The organism is Ectobacillus soli, from assembly GCF_042610425.1.
In the GTDB taxonomy this organism is placed as follows: Bacteria; Bacillota; Bacilli; order Bacillales; family Bacillaceae_G; genus Ectobacillus.
In genome coordinates this window covers 117,857-132,934 of record NZ_JBGJZM010000004.1, presented here as the reverse complement: position 1 = coordinate 132,934, position 15,078 = coordinate 117,857, and the positions used below count along the sequence as shown (strand labels likewise).

At 37.2% G+C, this 15,078-nt stretch carries 13 protein-coding genes and 1 other annotated feature; of the genes, 2 read left to right on the top strand and 11 right to left on the bottom strand.

The features are described from left to right. Nucleotides 1-57: 57 nt before the first annotated feature. Entirely contained in the window at nt 58-1,524 is a 1,467-nt protein-coding gene (locus ACAN53_RS16300) for a nicotinate phosphoribosyltransferase (RefSeq protein ID WP_379971215.1), read from the top strand. A gap of 102 nt (nt 1,525-1,626) precedes the next feature. On the opposite strand, the gene ACAN53_RS16295 is transcribed toward ACAN53_RS16300, so the two are convergent. The 9 genes from ACAN53_RS16295 to ACAN53_RS16255 all read right to left on the bottom strand — a co-directional run bounded on the left by ACAN53_RS16295 (nt 1,627) and on the right by ACAN53_RS16255 (nt 11,124). Further along, nucleotides 1,627-2,946 carry a hemolysin family protein gene (locus tag ACAN53_RS16295; protein WP_379971214.1) on the bottom strand — a complete coding sequence of 440 codons (1,320 nt, stop codon included), beginning with the start codon at nt 2,944-2,946 and terminating at the stop codon, nt 1,627-1,629. Nucleotides 2,947-3,069: 123 nt separating this feature from the next. After that, nucleotides 3,070-3,480, bottom strand: a complete 411-nt coding sequence (locus ACAN53_RS16290; RefSeq protein WP_379971213.1) for a MerR family transcriptional regulator — start codon at nt 3,478-3,480, stop codon at nt 3,070-3,072. 327 nt (nt 3,481-3,807) lie between these two features. Then, nucleotides 3,808-4,635: a transporter gene (locus tag ACAN53_RS16285; RefSeq protein WP_379971212.1), complete on the bottom strand. Its 828-nt coding sequence runs from the start codon at nt 4,633-4,635 to the stop codon at nt 3,808-3,810. Nucleotides 4,636-4,894: 259 nt separating this feature from the next. After that, the gene (locus tag ACAN53_RS16280) at nt 4,895-6,814 is read right to left on the bottom strand and encodes an APC family permease (protein ID WP_379971211.1); all 1,920 of its coding nucleotides are present in this window, start codon (nt 6,812-6,814) and stop codon (nt 4,895-4,897) included. A 304-nt stretch (nt 6,815-7,118) separates the two neighbouring features. Then, a complete protein-coding gene (locus tag ACAN53_RS16275; RefSeq protein WP_379971210.1) occupies nt 7,119-8,360 on the bottom strand; it encodes a sensor histidine kinase in 1,242 nt (413 codons plus the stop codon). A gap of 4 nt (nt 8,361-8,364) precedes the next feature. Continuing rightward, a complete protein-coding gene (locus tag ACAN53_RS16270; RefSeq protein WP_379971209.1) occupies nt 8,365-9,033 on the bottom strand; it encodes a response regulator transcription factor in 669 nt (222 codons plus the stop codon). 362 nt (nt 9,034-9,395) lie between these two features. Further along, nucleotides 9,396-9,692 (bottom strand): rhodanese-like domain-containing protein, encoded by a 297-nt coding sequence (locus ACAN53_RS16265; RefSeq protein ID WP_379971208.1) that lies wholly within the window; start codon nt 9,690-9,692, stop codon nt 9,396-9,398. 32 nt (nt 9,693-9,724) lie between these two features. After that, entirely contained in the window at nt 9,725-10,093 is a 369-nt protein-coding gene (locus ACAN53_RS16260) for a rhodanese-like domain-containing protein (protein ID WP_379971207.1), read from the bottom strand. Nucleotides 10,094-10,233: 140 nt separating this feature from the next. Continuing rightward, nucleotides 10,234-11,124 (bottom strand): LysR family transcriptional regulator, encoded by an 891-nt coding sequence (locus ACAN53_RS16255; RefSeq protein WP_379971206.1) that lies wholly within the window; start codon nt 11,122-11,124, stop codon nt 10,234-10,236. A 125-nt stretch (nt 11,125-11,249) separates the two neighbouring features. On the opposite strand from ACAN53_RS16255, the gene ACAN53_RS16250 reads away from it, so the two are divergent. Beyond that, nucleotides 11,250-12,272: a YeiH family protein gene (locus ACAN53_RS16250; protein ID WP_379971205.1), complete on the top strand. Its 1,023-nt coding sequence runs from the start codon at nt 11,250-11,252 to the stop codon at nt 12,270-12,272. A gap of 147 nt (nt 12,273-12,419) precedes the next feature. On the opposite strand, the gene ACAN53_RS16245 is transcribed toward ACAN53_RS16250, so the two are convergent. After that, nucleotides 12,420-13,760: an amino acid permease gene (locus ACAN53_RS16245; protein ID WP_379971204.1), complete on the bottom strand. Its 1,341-nt coding sequence runs from the start codon at nt 13,758-13,760 to the stop codon at nt 12,420-12,422. 41 nt (nt 13,761-13,801) lie between these two features. Next, nucleotides 13,802-14,022 (bottom strand) — a binding site (T-box leader). Nucleotides 14,023-14,085: 63 nt separating this feature from the next. Beyond that, the gene (locus tag ACAN53_RS16240; protein ID WP_379971203.1) at nt 14,086-15,063 is read right to left on the bottom strand and encodes a carbohydrate kinase family protein; all 978 of its coding nucleotides are present in this window, start codon (nt 15,061-15,063) and stop codon (nt 14,086-14,088) included. Between the last annotated feature and the right edge of the window lie 15 nt (nt 15,064-15,078).

Genomic DNA, 15,078 nt, shown 5'->3' with positions numbered 1-15,078 from the left:
TTTGCCCCTCCCCATTCCTGCTACTATTAATAGAACGTTGTAACGGAGGACGAATACATGAAGAAACGATATGAAGATGACAGCTTAGCATTGCATACAGATTTATACCAAATTAACATGGCACAAGCATACTTTGAGGATGGCATTCACGAACGTCGTACTGTGTTTGAAATATATTTTCGAAAGATGCCCTTTGGCAATGGCTATGCCCTATTTGCAGGTCTTGAAAAAGTAATAGACTACATTAAAAATTTTCGATTTTCCGAAACTGATCTTGACTATTTGCAAAATGAATTAGGCTATGCAAAAGAATTTGTAGCCTATTTGAAAGACATGAAATTTACGGGTACCATTCGCTCCATGCGTGAAGGGGAGCTTGTCTTTGGAAATGAACCAATCATACGAGTAGAAGCCCCGCTCGCAGAAGCACAAATTATAGAAACAGCATTACTAAACATTGTGAATTATCAAACATTAATAGCAACCAAGGCCTCTCGTATGAAGCAGGTTGCTGACAGTGAAGTGTTAATGGAATTTGGTTCACGCCGTGCACAAGAGCTTGATGCTGCGCTATGGGGAACACGAGCAGCCTATATTGGAGGATTTTCTTCAACAAGTAACGTACGGGCCGGAAAACTATTTGGCATTCCTGTATCTGGCACCCATGCACATGCATTTATACAAGCCTACCGAGACGAATATACTGCTTTTAAAAAATACGCGAGCACACATAAGGATTGCGTATTTCTTGCTGATACATATGATACTTTAAAATCAGGTGTCCCCAACGCCATTCGTGTTGCAAAGGAACTAGGAGATACAATTAACTTTATTGGCATTCGACTAGATAGCGGTGATATGGCTTATTTATCGAAAAAAGCTCGTAAGATGTTAGATCAAGCAGGATTTCCTAATGCAAAAATTGTTGCATCAAGCGATTTAGATGAATATACAATCATGCATTTAAAATCGCAAGGTGCTAAAATAGATGCTTGGGGAATTGGAACAAAACTTATTACAGCCTTTGACCAGCCCGCTCTTGGAGCCGTTTATAAAATGGTATCTATTGAAGATGAACATGGTAATATGGTCGACACGATCAAAATTTCGTCCAATCCAGAAAAAATAACTACACCTGGCTTAAAGAATGTATATCGAATTATAAATAAAGAGAATGGTCATGCAGAAGGAGACTATATTACGCTTGAAATAGAAAACCCACAACTTGAAAAACGATTAAAGATGTTTCATCCCGTGCATACATACATTCGTAAATTTATAACAAACTTTGAAGCAAAGGATTTACATACAGATATTTTCATAAATGGCGAAATAGTTTATAAACTACCTGATATTCAAACTATTCAAGCTTATGCTTCGAATAATCTGACCCTTCTTTGGGATGAATACAAAAGAATGTTAAATCCAGAGGAATATCCAGTCGATTTAAGTCAAGCTTGTTGGGATAATAAAATGTCTCATATACAAGCAGTGCGTGAGAAAGTGTTAAAAAGTATGGAGTAGTATTGATTAGAAACCGATTATACATGATTAACACTCCCTATCGCTACGTCATGTATGAGCTTCTACATTTTCGGAAGACAAAAAAAGAGCAAGCAAACAACTTTAAACGGTTGCCGCTTGCTCTTCTATTTCTATTTTACGTATTTCCACTCGTTTAATTTGATGGGAATCTTTCTCTAACACTTTAAATGAATACCCATCTCCTTCTACAAGCTGCCCTTCTTGAATAGCATGCTTTCGCATCATAATCCAACCGCCGATTGTATCTACATCTTCTTCATCCATACGCAATCCGAATAAATCATTTATTTCACTAATTAATACTTTACCATCTACAATTTTATGATAATCAGAAATATGTTGAATTGGCGGACTTTCATCTTCATCATATTCATCTCGAATTTCCCCAACTATTTCTTCTAATATATCCTCTAAGGTGACCAAACCAGCCGTACCACCATATTCATCATAGAGGATGGCAATTGGTATTCGTTGTTTTTGCATTTGCAATAATAAACTATGAATCGGAATCGTCTCCATTACTTCAATAACAGGACGCATAAATTTACGTACCGACGCCAGTTCTTCGGTGGACCCATTCATATAACGAATAAAAAAGTCCTTTACGTTAACCATCCCAATAATATCATCCTTATCCTCACCAAATACTGGATATCTAGAGTATTTTTCATTTTGGATAATTTCCATATGTTCTTCAACAGGATCATTCATATATAATCCGACTATCTCTGTACGTGGAACCATAATTTCCTTTGCAACCCGGTTATCAAACTCAAAAATATTGTTCACATATTTAAATTCTGTCTGATTGATTTCTCCGCTCTCATAGCTTTCGGAAAGAATTAAACGAAGCTCTTCCTCTGAGTGGGCAACTTCATGTTCAGAGGTTGGTTTAAGACCAAATGCTCCTGAAACAACGCGGGCAGAAGAATTTAATAGCCAAATGAAGGGATATGCTACCCAATAAAAGAATATTAAAGGTCGTGCGAATAGCAGACTTACTTGTTCCGCTTTTTGAATTGCAAGTGTTTTTGGTGCTAACTCTCCAACAACGACGTGCAGGAATGTAATCAATGAAAACGCGATGAAAAACGAAAGGGTTCCTGCAACAGCCTCAGCAAGTTTCAATTGTGTCATTAATGGCTCGAGCAAATGATATACAGTTGGTTCTCCCAACCACCCGAGACCAAGTGAAGTGACGGTAATCCCAAGCTGACAAACTGATAAATATTCATCCAAACTAGAGATTATTTTCCTTGCTGCTATCGCCCCTCGTTTTCCTTCTGCGACCAGTTGATCAATTCGACTACTACGCACTTTTACAATTGCAAATTCGGCAGCTACGAAGAAGCCTGTAAAAGCGATTAATATCGCCACCATGACCAAATTAAATATCTCCAAGCAATTCCCTTAGTTCGAAGAACTAAGGTGTTCACCTCCTGTGTATATATCAGTTATTCTTCATCCAAGTTGAGCAAACATTCGTTTCTTTATGTCCCATGTATTCTAATTTTCTATCGAAATTCATCTTAAAAATAATATTAAGGAATTAATAAGCATACCAGCTTTCCCAGATATATGTTTCATCATGACATTCCGCTCATTTTCTGGCAGTCCGTCCACAAGTGATTGTAATTCTGATAGCTCTTTTTCTAATTGATGAATGTGAAATGATGCTTCATCCAATTGTTCACCGACTAAGCTGTCTTCATATACGGGATTTCGCTTTTGTTCAAGCAGCAATTTAATATGCGCAAGTGGCATATTAAGCTTTTTATATTGTTCAATATACTTGAGCTCGTTACATGCTGTTTCATCAAAATAGCGATAATTGGAATCAGAACGAGATGGTTGCAACAGACCTAGATTCGTATAATAATCAATGGTTCGCTTTGAAACTTGAGTAATTTGCGCCAACTCTCCGATTCGGTACACATTCCCAATGAAGACACCTCCTCACCTTACTATATTATGTAATGTTACCATACCAAAAAGCGTACAGTCAAACGGTACAGTTATGCAATTTTCGATGATTTTTAACAAAAAAATGCCTGGAAGAGGCGAGGACACTGAAAAAGCATGGACTTCGAAAAACAGGTACAATGGTAACTTATCAGTGCGAGCATTTTGTTACTGCTCGCAAGCTTTTTTCCCACGAACGGGCATAATCCAAGCTAGATTTTCCCATTCCTATTTCATAAATAAGGCCACTGAAAAATAGTAATTTTTCAGTGGCCTTGAATAGGCTCCAGCCATTTTTTGTTATTCTGAATCTGGCAACAAATAATAATACAATTCTTCTTGGCTTGTAGAGGTCCATGGTGAAAATTCAATTGTACTCGCTTTATCAGGATTTACAGCAGTAATTTCTTTTATAAGATCATCCGTGTTTTTTCCATTACTATCAATGTGAAGTTCGTTAGCAACTTTCTTCGCTTGTGTATCTCTCACTTCTGTAACTAACTGAAAAATATCTTTTCCATACGTTGATATTCCAAGCGATTTCGCTTCATTAACGGTTTTTGCTTCGCCAACCTCCTGGATAATGGCTTCTTGAGATTTTCCATCCGTTTGAATTCCTAACTGTTTTGCTTCTTCCTTCAGCTTCGTTCCGTACACTTCTTCAGCTACTGCAGATGAATCCTTACCTTCTGTCGTTATTCCGAGTTGTTTTGCTTCTTGCATTAGCTTTTTATCATTCATTTCTTTCATAAGCTCGGACACTTCTTTCCCATCCGTTGCTATTCCTAAGCTTTTTGCTTCATTTTTCATTTTCGTTTCATATATTTCTATATATAAGTTATCTACATTTTTTCCATTCGTATCAATACTTAGACTTTTTGCTTCATTAATAACTTCAGCTTCCCGTATCTCTTTCTCTAACAAAAGCACATCTTTACCTTCTGTTGCTATTCCCAGTTCTTTTGCCTTATTCATAACATCTTGCGTATTGGAGTTTATTTTCACTTCTTGCTTTTTGTTTGGCAAAGAAGTCGGTGTAGCATCATTTTGACTAGCCCATACCGTTATGCTACTAATAGTTACAGCAGCCAATGTAATGAAAATACCAGACAATATCGCTTTCTTCATAACGAATCCCTCCTTATCCTATTGTATCTATCATTTATGTCGATTACATGTCAGCTTGCTAAGAGACTTTATATGTAAAGTTTAACCGAGCATATAAGATTTCATAATCATACATTCCAACAATTATGTAAAATTGACTCTTGTCTCATAATAAGTATGAATCACATTCCTTAAATTTAGCTTAAGAAAATAAAAAATGAGTCAAAAAGGAACTTCCTTTTTGACTCATTTTACTTTTCATGTATGTGTCGATCATCACCTATTTTTGAAGATGGAAGGGAACCGACGTAATGACAATATCTTTATTACGTAACAACCAAAGTCTTAGCATGAGTGCACTTTGATTATGTAATAAATTATGCCACCACTTTCTTGGAATAAATTGCGGTATAACGACATGCACAGTAACAGATTCTTCGTTTTTTAATTCAATTGCACGAATTAGACGCATTAAAGGTTCAAGAAGAGAACGATATTTACTTCGTAATACAACTAGTCTACAAGGAGAACCCCAATCCTTCCATTTCTTCTCCATTCTTTCAGTTGATTCATCGTCGTATCCTACATACACCGCTATGGGGTCAACATCTAATCCCTTAACAAAAGACAATGTATTATTGACAACTTGATGCACACCAGATACGAGAACGAGCGTTACTACTTTATTTGCGGTTGGATGTGTAAGATTTAAATCAATACGCAATTGTTCGGCAATGTTATCATAATGATTTCGAATTGCTAACGAAAATAAGATGATCACTGGAAGAACAATAAGAACAACCCATGCTCCGCCCGTAAATTTCGTAAAGGCAAAAATAGCGGCTACAACCGAAGTAAGTATCCCTCCAAATGTATTGATTGCAAACTTTATTTTCCAATTCGACCCTTTCACTCGTTTCCATCGCCGCATTAATCCAAACTGAGCAACCGTAAAGGATAAGAATACTCCGATGGCATAAAGCGGAATAAGTGCATTCGTTTTAGCACGAAATGTAATAATTAAAATACATGCTAACGCAGCTAAAACAATGATGCCGTTAGAATAACCAAGGCGATCTCCACGATTTGACAAGCCTCGAGGAAGAAATCCATCTGCAGCTACAATCGCAGCAAGTTGAGAAAATCCTGTAAATGTAGAGTTTGCAGCCAATATTAGAACAATAAATGTAAACCAAATAATAATTTGATACATAACACCATGTCCGAAATAAATGCCAGTTAATTGTGAAAGCATCGTATTTTGCGGATTTGGCGAAATACCTTGAACATATAAATGATATGCAAATCCAAGTAATGTTATTGCTGTTACTGTTCCCAATGCTATATACGTTTTAATGGCATTCTTCTGCTGTGGTTCTCGAAATACAGGAACGGCATTTGAAATCGTTTCAATTCCAGTAAGTGCTGAACAAGCTGAACTAAATGCCTTTAGTATAAGCAATGTAGTTAATCCTTGCGGAACTGTACCAAAGGAAGGTGTTTGTGGCTGAACAAAACCATGATTGATTTCATCAAAAAATCCGGTGAAAATAAGAATAAGCATACATATCATGAAACCTATTGTTGGCCAAGCAAATAGCTTGGCAGATTCTGCAACTCCTCGAAGATTTACGACAACTAGAAATAACACACAGCTTATAGCTAGTATTGTCTCATACGGTGCAACAACAGGATATGCAGATGCAACAGCCTCCATTGCCGCTGATACAGATACAGCAACTGTAAGTACATAATCAATTAGCAAAGAACTAGATGCAATAAGTGCAACGTATCTAGGTTTAAAGTTATCCTTTGCAATAGCATAGGCACCGCCACCGTTTGGATAAGCCCAAATCCCCATAATATAAGATAGAATTAAAATAGCAAGCAACATAACCGTCGATATAGTAATTGGCAAAATAATCCATCTTGCATCTGGACCTAACTTTATAAGCTCCGTTATTCCTGATTCCGGTCCATAGGAAACAGATGAATACAAATCAGCAGATAATATTGGGAGTGCAATAAACCAAATTAATTTGGTATGCTGTGCATGTAATTCTGCCGTTCGCATGGGACGTCCTATTAAAAATCGCTTAACGCTGCTGAAATTTGTAACGGATGACCACAAAGCCAATAGTGCCCCGACGAAAACAATGGCCTCAAGAAATTTTACTACCGTTTGATGATCGAATTGCATTTCTAATTTCCTCCATCAACTAATATGTAAGACTATTCTAATGTATACGAAACAGCCATTTTTTCACAATCATATGTGAACATGTATGAAAACATTCACATATAATTGTACCCTATTCATAATATGACAATTTTTACGTTTCGTCATTCATAAAATAAAAAGGCTAGGTGTTTAGAGGAAAAATAACCCCATTTTGCGATTTCGTATATCTCATTATCGAACTACATTTGACGCACCCTTTGATCAATACAATAAAAAAGCTGTCCTACATTTCCTAAGAAATGCACGGCAGCTTACAAGATGTTTATTTCTTTTTATGCTTAGGAAGTACAACCTCAAATCGTGTTCCCTTCCCTATCTGACTGTATACTTTTACTTTACCTTGATGTTTCTCCACAATCCATTTTGCTATGGAAAGGCCAAGTCCAGCTCCCTTTGCCAATGTTCTTGCTCTATCACTCTGATAAAACCGATCAAATATTTTCGGTATATCCTCCTCGGCAATCCCTATCCCGTTATCTTCCACCTGAAGTGTAATATGTGAAGCACTTTGCGTACACGAAAGAATAATTGTTCCACCAGCTTTCGTATACTTTAGGGAATTATCAAGTAATATAACAAGTAATTGATGTAATTTTTCTCTATCTCCTACGTAAACAAGACTTTGATCCGCTTGTAAGCGTAATGTTTTATCTTGATAAATAGCAAGATCCTCATAGGAGTTCATAATCTCCTCGAATAGGTCATTTAAACTAAACTCTTTTTTTTCCATTTCAATCTGATTAGAATCAGAACGGGCTAACGTTAAAAGATTAGAAACAAGCCTGGTCAACCGCCGACATTCCTTAGAAATAATTGAAATATCAAGTGCCTTATCTTGGATGGTAGAAGAAGGAGATCGAAACAATAAATCTGTTTTCGATTGAATGACGGCAAGTGGTGTTCGCAACTCATGGGAAGCATCAGATACAAATTCTTGCTGCTTATTCCATGCATTTTGAATCGGTACAAGAGCTCGTCTTGCCAAGAAATAACCAGCCGCCACAGCAAATAGAATGCCAATTCCACATCCAATTAACATAATGAGTAATAATCGATTTAGTAAGCCATTTTCTGAATCAATGTTTCGAAGTGTTTGTATGGTAGTGCCAGTCGTATCGTCTTTTACCGTTAATGTTCGAAATGTGAAATTTCCTACCTGCATATTTTGAATTGTATTTAATTCCTTAGGTTTTATCGTAGATTCATATGGTAACAAAAAACCCATATCACCCTTAGTTGCAATAATTTCATTTTTCTCATCTCGAATAATAATGGACAAGCGGGGATCATGTGAAATCCCGAAATCTTTCGGTTTTTTTTCCACATATCCTGAATCCCTGTTCGTTCCCTCTTGATGAGTTATGACCATTTGTAAAGAATTATCGACATCGTTATATAAACGTTGTTGCATATAATAATAAATAGTAAATCCTAACGTACCTATTAATATTACAAAAATAAGAGAATTCAAAAGAGTAAGTCTAATCTGTGTGCGTTTGAACATATGATTACTCCTTTAACATGTATCCGACTCCACGAATCGTTTTAATGTCATTATGATAGCCAAATGGTTCTAGTTTTTTTCGTAAATGATGGACAAATACTTCGACAATGGCTATGGTAGTATCTGAATCAAAGCCCCAAACACGATCATAAATTTGCTCCTTCGTTAAAATGACTCCTTTATTTTGAATCATATACTCAAGAAGCTCATACTGCTTAAATGTAAGTTTAAGTGCCTCTCCATCAATAGTTACACTTTTTTCTTTATTAAACAATTCCATGCCTTTATATACTAAAGTTTGACTCATCGTAAGACTTCCACTACGACGTAATAAGGCGCGGATGCGAGCCATAAGTTCCGGTGCTTGAAACGGCTTAATTAGATAATCATCTCCGCCATAGTCTAGTCCCTTCACACGATCCTCCAAAGAATCTCGCGCTGTTAAAAATAAAACAGGTGTATGGTTTTCTTCCTCACGTAGATGCTGAATAATTTCAAATCCATTCATTCCTGGTAGCATAACGTCTAACAAAATAGCATCATAAATATTTTGACGTGCTAAATACAATCCATCTTCACCATTTGAAGCACTATCTGCTTCAAATTCATCACTTACTATTTCTACTATGGATTGTAATAATGAAATATTATCCTCGACGACTAATAAACGCATATCGTTATCTCCCTACTGTTACGAATAAAAACAATGCGATGCTTCATCTTTCACTTTACCACTACCAACCAATAAATCGAAACATGTATAACTATTATTTTTTAGAATTTCTTATCTATCTGGAATGCTAAAAGAAGTATTCCCTTTAGTACGGTGTCAAAAACTGAGAGACACGATATGGTTGTATCATGTTAAAACTGTATATGAACTCTATAGAAAAGAGTAACTTAGATACATCCATTATTCATTTTCTTTCTTAATTTCTCCTTAAAAGTTTATAGTTTATGGATTAATTGCATAAAAAAAAGCCGAGAACCATACATTCTCGACTTTTTTTGCATTGTTTAGCTTTCTATTTACTCTTATTCAACTGGTCCTTGCCAAGCCATCATTCCGCCTACCATATTTGTCACATTAAATCCTTGGCTTTCTAGAATGCTTGTAGCCATGCTACTACGACCGCCAGAAAGACAAACAACAATATACTCTTTGTTTTTGTCTAGCTCGTTTAAGCGAAATTCTATTAGTCCAAGTGGAATATTTACAGCACCGCTAATCTTTCCTTGTGCTACTTCTGATGTTTCACGAACATCAATAATATTTAATGCTTCACCGTTTTCAAGTTTAGTTGCTACATCATTCGCTGTAATTTGTTTCATAATCAATTCTCTCCCTTGTTATCTTATTAGTTTTATCTCCAAGCACTCATTCCACCAGTTACATTAGTAATGTTTTGGAACCCTTGCTTTTTTAACAGTTTTGCTGCTTGTTTACTTCTCATTCCACTTTGACAAATAACAATTACTTCTTGTTCCTTTTTTAAGCTGCTAGATTTGCTCGCTAGTTGGTTCAAAGGAATATTTTTGAAACCTTGAATGTGGTTTCCATTAAATTCCCCAGGTGTACGTACATCCACATATTGCTTATCACGTTTCCCCAGTTCATTTCTTAATGTTCCAGTCGTAATATTCTTAATCCCCTTAACTGGTATAAAACGTTGCACGATCAGCCAAGCTGCTAACGCTATTAATACAATATTAATGATTGTACTGGTACTCATGATTTCACCCTCATTTTATTTAGTGTGTAACGAAAAATCAAAAACAAATTAGCATATAATTTAAATACCTTACGGGGTATATATTAAATGGCTTTATTCTTTTTGTCAACTCATATTCTTTTTAGAAAAAAGCGCACATCCTAATGTATAATCACAAATTCTTCCATTTTTCGAATAAACATTTCCGTCGCTTTGGATTGGTAATCTTGTTTATTTTGAACAAATGAAAAAGAGCGATATGTACGTTTATTTTGCAAGAACAATGAACAAAGTTCCCCCGCCTCTAATTCTTTTCGTACCGTCCATTTTGATAAAAGTGCAATTCCTAATCCTGCCATCACCGCTTCTTTCACACCTTGTATGCTACTAAAAATGAAAAACCGTTTCATTTTTAGATGTAGTTCCTCTATGAACACATCGCTATAGGTGCGAGTCCCCGATCCCTGTTCTCTTAGAACCCAGACTTGATCTTGTAACATTAAGGGATCGATTATCCGAAATCCTGATAAATGATGATGAATGGGAGCTACAACAATCATTTCATCTTGCATGAACGGAGTTACTTCAACATGAGAATGAGTAGTTTTCCCTTCTATTAGTCCAATATCATATTGATTAGATTCTAATCCTCTTATCACTTCTTCTGTATTAGAAATAATAACTTGAATATCTACGAGCGGATATTGTTTCACATATTCAGTAAGCACTTTTGGAAGAATGTATTCTCCAATCGTAAAGCTCGTTCCAATTCGCAATGTACCTGTTACTACATGTAATAGATTATGAATCTCCTGCTTTGCTTCTTCATAATGTGAAACGATTCGTTTTGCATGCACATACAACATATTCCCTGCTTCTGTGACTTGTACATGCTTCGGGGAACGATGTAACAGCTTTGTTCCAAATTCATTTTCTAAATTACGAATCGTTACGCTAACACTAGGCTGTGTTACATGTAATAGCTCAGCTGCTCGGGAAAAATTTTTTAATTCTACTACTGCAATGAAAATCTCGAGTGCATCTACTTTCACCAATCGCTCCTCCCTTCCATATCCATATTATACGATTTTTTAATGATTGAGATAAAAAATATATATTTTATTTATTATATATTTCTCGTTACAGTAAGATAGGAATCTACATAGGAGTGATAAATTTGAAAGCAACTATTTTACAAAAAAATACCAAAATATACGGATGTACATTAGGCATTCTCTTAACATTTGTTCTAGCACTTGCAGCAAAATATATTGCATTACTACCTTTTTTTTCAATTATGGGTCAACTCGTGATCGCCATTCTTCTCGGCACCCTATGGGCATCCATAGCCGGCGTTCAGCCCTATATACTAAGCGGAACTTCTTTTTCCAGTAAAACACTACTGCGTGTTGGAATTATTTTACTAGGAATGCGTGTAAGCCTAATTGACATTATTCATGCTGGTTCAGCTGTTTTTTTCATTGCTGTCATTCAAATCCTATTTACGTTAGTGGTCGTATATTTACTATCACGTAAGTTACATGTAAACAAAAATCTTTCTATATTAACAGCCTGCGGTACTGCTATATGCGGAGCAGCTGCGGTTGTGGCAATCGCCCAGCAAATCGATGCAAAAGATGAAGAAACTGCAGTAGGAGCAGCTACAATCGCAATTCTTGGCACTGTTTTTACGCTCTTTTACACTGCCCTCTATCCTGTTCTTTCACTATCCCCGCACGGGTATGGAATCTTTGCCGGATCAACCTTACATGAAATCGCACATGTCATTGCTGCAGCATCAATCGGTGGAAAGGAAGCAGTCGATCTTGCCGTCATTGTGAAATTAACACGGGTCGCACTTCTTATTCCTGTTGCGATTACGATTGGAATTTGGAAAAATATCTCTTCAAATGAAAGCGGGAAAACAAGTTTCAGACGCCTCCCTATCCCTTGGTTTATTCTTGGGTTCGTTACTATGAGCTGCATTCATTCCTTTGGCATCGTATCATCAGACGTAGCTGCTGCTTTCGTAACTCTCGCCTATACGCTGCTCGCCATGGCAATGGCAGGCTTAGGTTTACAAATTTCCTTGCACACCTTCCGAAAGCTTGGGCTTCCTTCCTTTGCTGCTGGGTTCATCGGTTCCATTCTACTTTCGTTGCTCGGATATGGGCTCATACAGTTGTTTCATCTAACTTAAAAAAAGTGCGCTGAAATAAACTTTCAGCGCACTTTTTTTATGGATACGGATATAGAAATTATCTTATTAATACCAAAAGCACAAGAACATTAACATATTTTCACAAAAATAAACTAGCGCATTCCATCTCGCGCTAGTTCATTTTCCTTATTTCGTTTCCTTCTTTTGAAACATAGAGGCAATTGCTAAAAATACTACGATGCCGATGGATACGAATACACTTACTCGGTTTTCCGGACTAAACATAAAGAAAATACAATTGATACCGAGTAATACCGCAGTTACGATTGGAATGATAGGAAACCCCCACACAAGAAAATGTGGTAGCTTTTCATAAGATTTACGTAGCTTTACTTCGGCTAAACAGATGGCAATCCATAAAATTGAAACGGTAAAGCCTGGAATCGCCATTAAATAGCTGAATATACGATCCGGTGAAAGATAGGCAATTAGGGATCCACCAATCAATACAACTGCTGCAAACAGCAAGCTATATACAGGAACACCTTTTTTGGAGACATAGGAAAATACCTGAGGAGCTTCGCCTTCAGTTGCTAATGAATACAACATTCTCGAAGAACCGTATATGCCGGAATTGGCAGCAGATAAGACTGCCGTAATTAATACAAAATTCATGAGCTGTGCGCCGCCATTAAACCCAGCCACGGAAAGCACTTGAACGAACGGACTTGACTGCTGGGAGATTGTATTCCACGGAATCAAACCACAGATGATCAAAACAGGCAATGTGTAAAACATAACAATACGACCAATTACGCCTTTAATAATTTTCGGTAGTACTTGTTCTGCATTCTTTGTTTCAGTAACCGAAAGACCAACAAGCTCAGTACCACCGTATGAAAAAATAACGACGATAAGCGCTGCAAAGACGCCAGACCAGCCATGAGGAAAGAACCCTTGATTAGCCGTATAATTTTGAAAGTAGTGCGCTTCATGACTTGGAATAATGCCAAACAAAATACCTGCTCCTAATACAATGAACAGAATAATCATGACAATCTTTAAACCGGCAAACCAAAACTCAAATTCCCCGTAATATTTTACGTTTAGCGTATTAATGGAAATAATTCCTATAGCACAGATGACACTTAATAACCAAAGCGGAACGGATGGAAACCAATATTGTAGAAAGCTTCCTGCTGCAATCACTTCAATAATACAAACGATAAGCCACATAATCGCATACATCCAGCCGATCACGTAGGAAACCTTGCTTCCAAAGGCCATTCGAATAAACCCTTTCATATTCGTTCCTGGTATAGCAATTGCCATTTCTGCAATCGCACTCATCACGACCAGTAATAAAAGACCGGCAATGATATAAGAAAAAATAACGGCTGGACCTGCAAGAGAAATTGTTTCTGAAGTCCCTTTAAAAATTCCGGTTCCAATCGCACCACCTAACGCCATTAGGCGCACATGCCTAGGTAATAAATTTTTTTGTAGACTCTTTTGATCTGAACTCATTGTTCTCCTCCTTCTACATAAAAAAGCCCCTACTGATAATCAGTAGGGACGATGAAATATAATCGCGGTACCACCCTAGTTGCAGACTAACATCTGCCATCTTCGTTCTTATAACGGTTCATGTAACCGTCTTTTTTCATGATATATGAAAAAAGATGCTCCTGGAGTGAAATTCATACTCTTCTTTGTACTGATTTCCACCGTCCATCAGCTCTCTACAACAGGGAGAAGAATGCTACTATGTTCCTTTCAACGCATGTTATTCAGCTATAACATATTTCCAAGGAAATTATAACGATATATTGATACAATGTCAATCAAAGGTTCACTCTATTCTTTCCTTCATAAACGCACAAATTTCTTCCTTCATAGGAAGGGAGGAAATGGCCCCTTTACCTGTTGTGGTAATGGCACCACTGGCGTTCGCAAAGGCGAGAATTTCATTTGCATGGGCTTGCAATCCTAGCTCCATTGTATGCTGCGTAATCTTTTTTTCGAGCAATTGATACAAGAATCCGCCGATCCATGCATCCCCCGCTCCTGTTGTATCTTGTACATTTACTTTATAGCCACCTAGATAATATGCCGCATTCTTCGTGTAAACTGAAGCACCGTCTGGGCCTTTCGTATAGACAACAACCTGTACGTCCCCGACAAACAACGATTGAATCGCTTTCTCTTCCTGCTCAATTCCGGTAATAAAGGATAATTCCTCATCCGATATTTTTACAAGATGCGCGAGTGGAATGAATTCTAAAATTGTCTTTCGGCACGCTTCTTTACTGTGCCATAGCGACAAACGAACATTCGGATCAAAGCTGATGAGACCACCTTTTTCTTTCATACTCGCAATCGTTTTTCTATGCGCCTGCTTCATCGGACTTTCGACGAGATCAACGGAGCAAAAGTGCAAAATATCTCCTTCTTGGAACCAAGAGTCGTCAATTTCATCTTCTGTTAGCAATAAATCAGACGATGGATTGCGGTAAAAAGAAAAATCGCGTTCCCCATCTTCTCGAAGCGATACAAAGGCCAGCCCTGTATTTGCTTCCGATGTTCGTAGTACTTTATCCACGTTTACGCCAGCCTCTTGGAGCTGTTCGATTAGAAAGTCACCGAATGCATCCTCTCCAAGCTTCGAAATGAGATAGGAGTTCCCGCCAAGTTTTGCTACAGCAGCAGCTACATTTGCAGGAGCACCGCCCGGAGCACGTTCAAAGGATACAACATCCTTTAGAGCTTTTCCCTTTTGCTGTGGGATGAAATCAATCAATATTTCTCCAATGGCAAATAGTCTTTGCATATTGCTCGCATCCTT

Excerpts from the sequence above, each read along its gene's own strand:
- ACAN53_RS16275 (WP_379971210.1), bottom strand. The coding sequence starts at position 8,360 with ATGTTCAAACGCACACAGATTAGACTTACTCTTTTGAATTCTCTTATT.
- ACAN53_RS16240 (WP_379971203.1), bottom strand. The coding sequence starts at position 15,063 with ATGCAAAGACTATTTGCCATTGGAGAAATATTGATTGATTTCATCCCA.
- ACAN53_RS16285 (WP_379971212.1), bottom strand. The coding sequence starts at position 4,635 with ATGAAGAAAGCGATATTGTCTGGTATTTTCATTACATTGGCTGCTGTA.
- ACAN53_RS16260 (WP_379971207.1), bottom strand. The coding sequence starts at position 10,093 with ATGAGTACCAGTACAATCATTAATATTGTATTAATAGCGTTAGCAGCT.
- ACAN53_RS16300 (WP_379971215.1), top strand. The coding sequence starts at position 58 with ATGAAGAAACGATATGAAGATGACAGCTTAGCATTGCATACAGATTTA.
- ACAN53_RS16280 (WP_379971211.1), bottom strand. The coding sequence starts at position 6,814 with ATGCAATTCGATCATCAAACGGTAGTAAAATTTCTTGAGGCCATTGTT.
- ACAN53_RS16245 (WP_379971204.1), bottom strand. The coding sequence starts at position 13,760 with ATGAGTTCAGATCAAAAGAGTCTACAAAAAAATTTATTACCTAGGCAT.
- ACAN53_RS16270 (WP_379971209.1), bottom strand. The coding sequence starts at position 9,033 with ATGCGTTTATTAGTCGTCGAGGATAATATTTCATTATTACAATCCATA.
- ACAN53_RS16265 (WP_379971208.1), bottom strand. The coding sequence starts at position 9,692 with ATGAAACAAATTACAGCGAATGATGTAGCAACTAAACTTGAAAACGGT.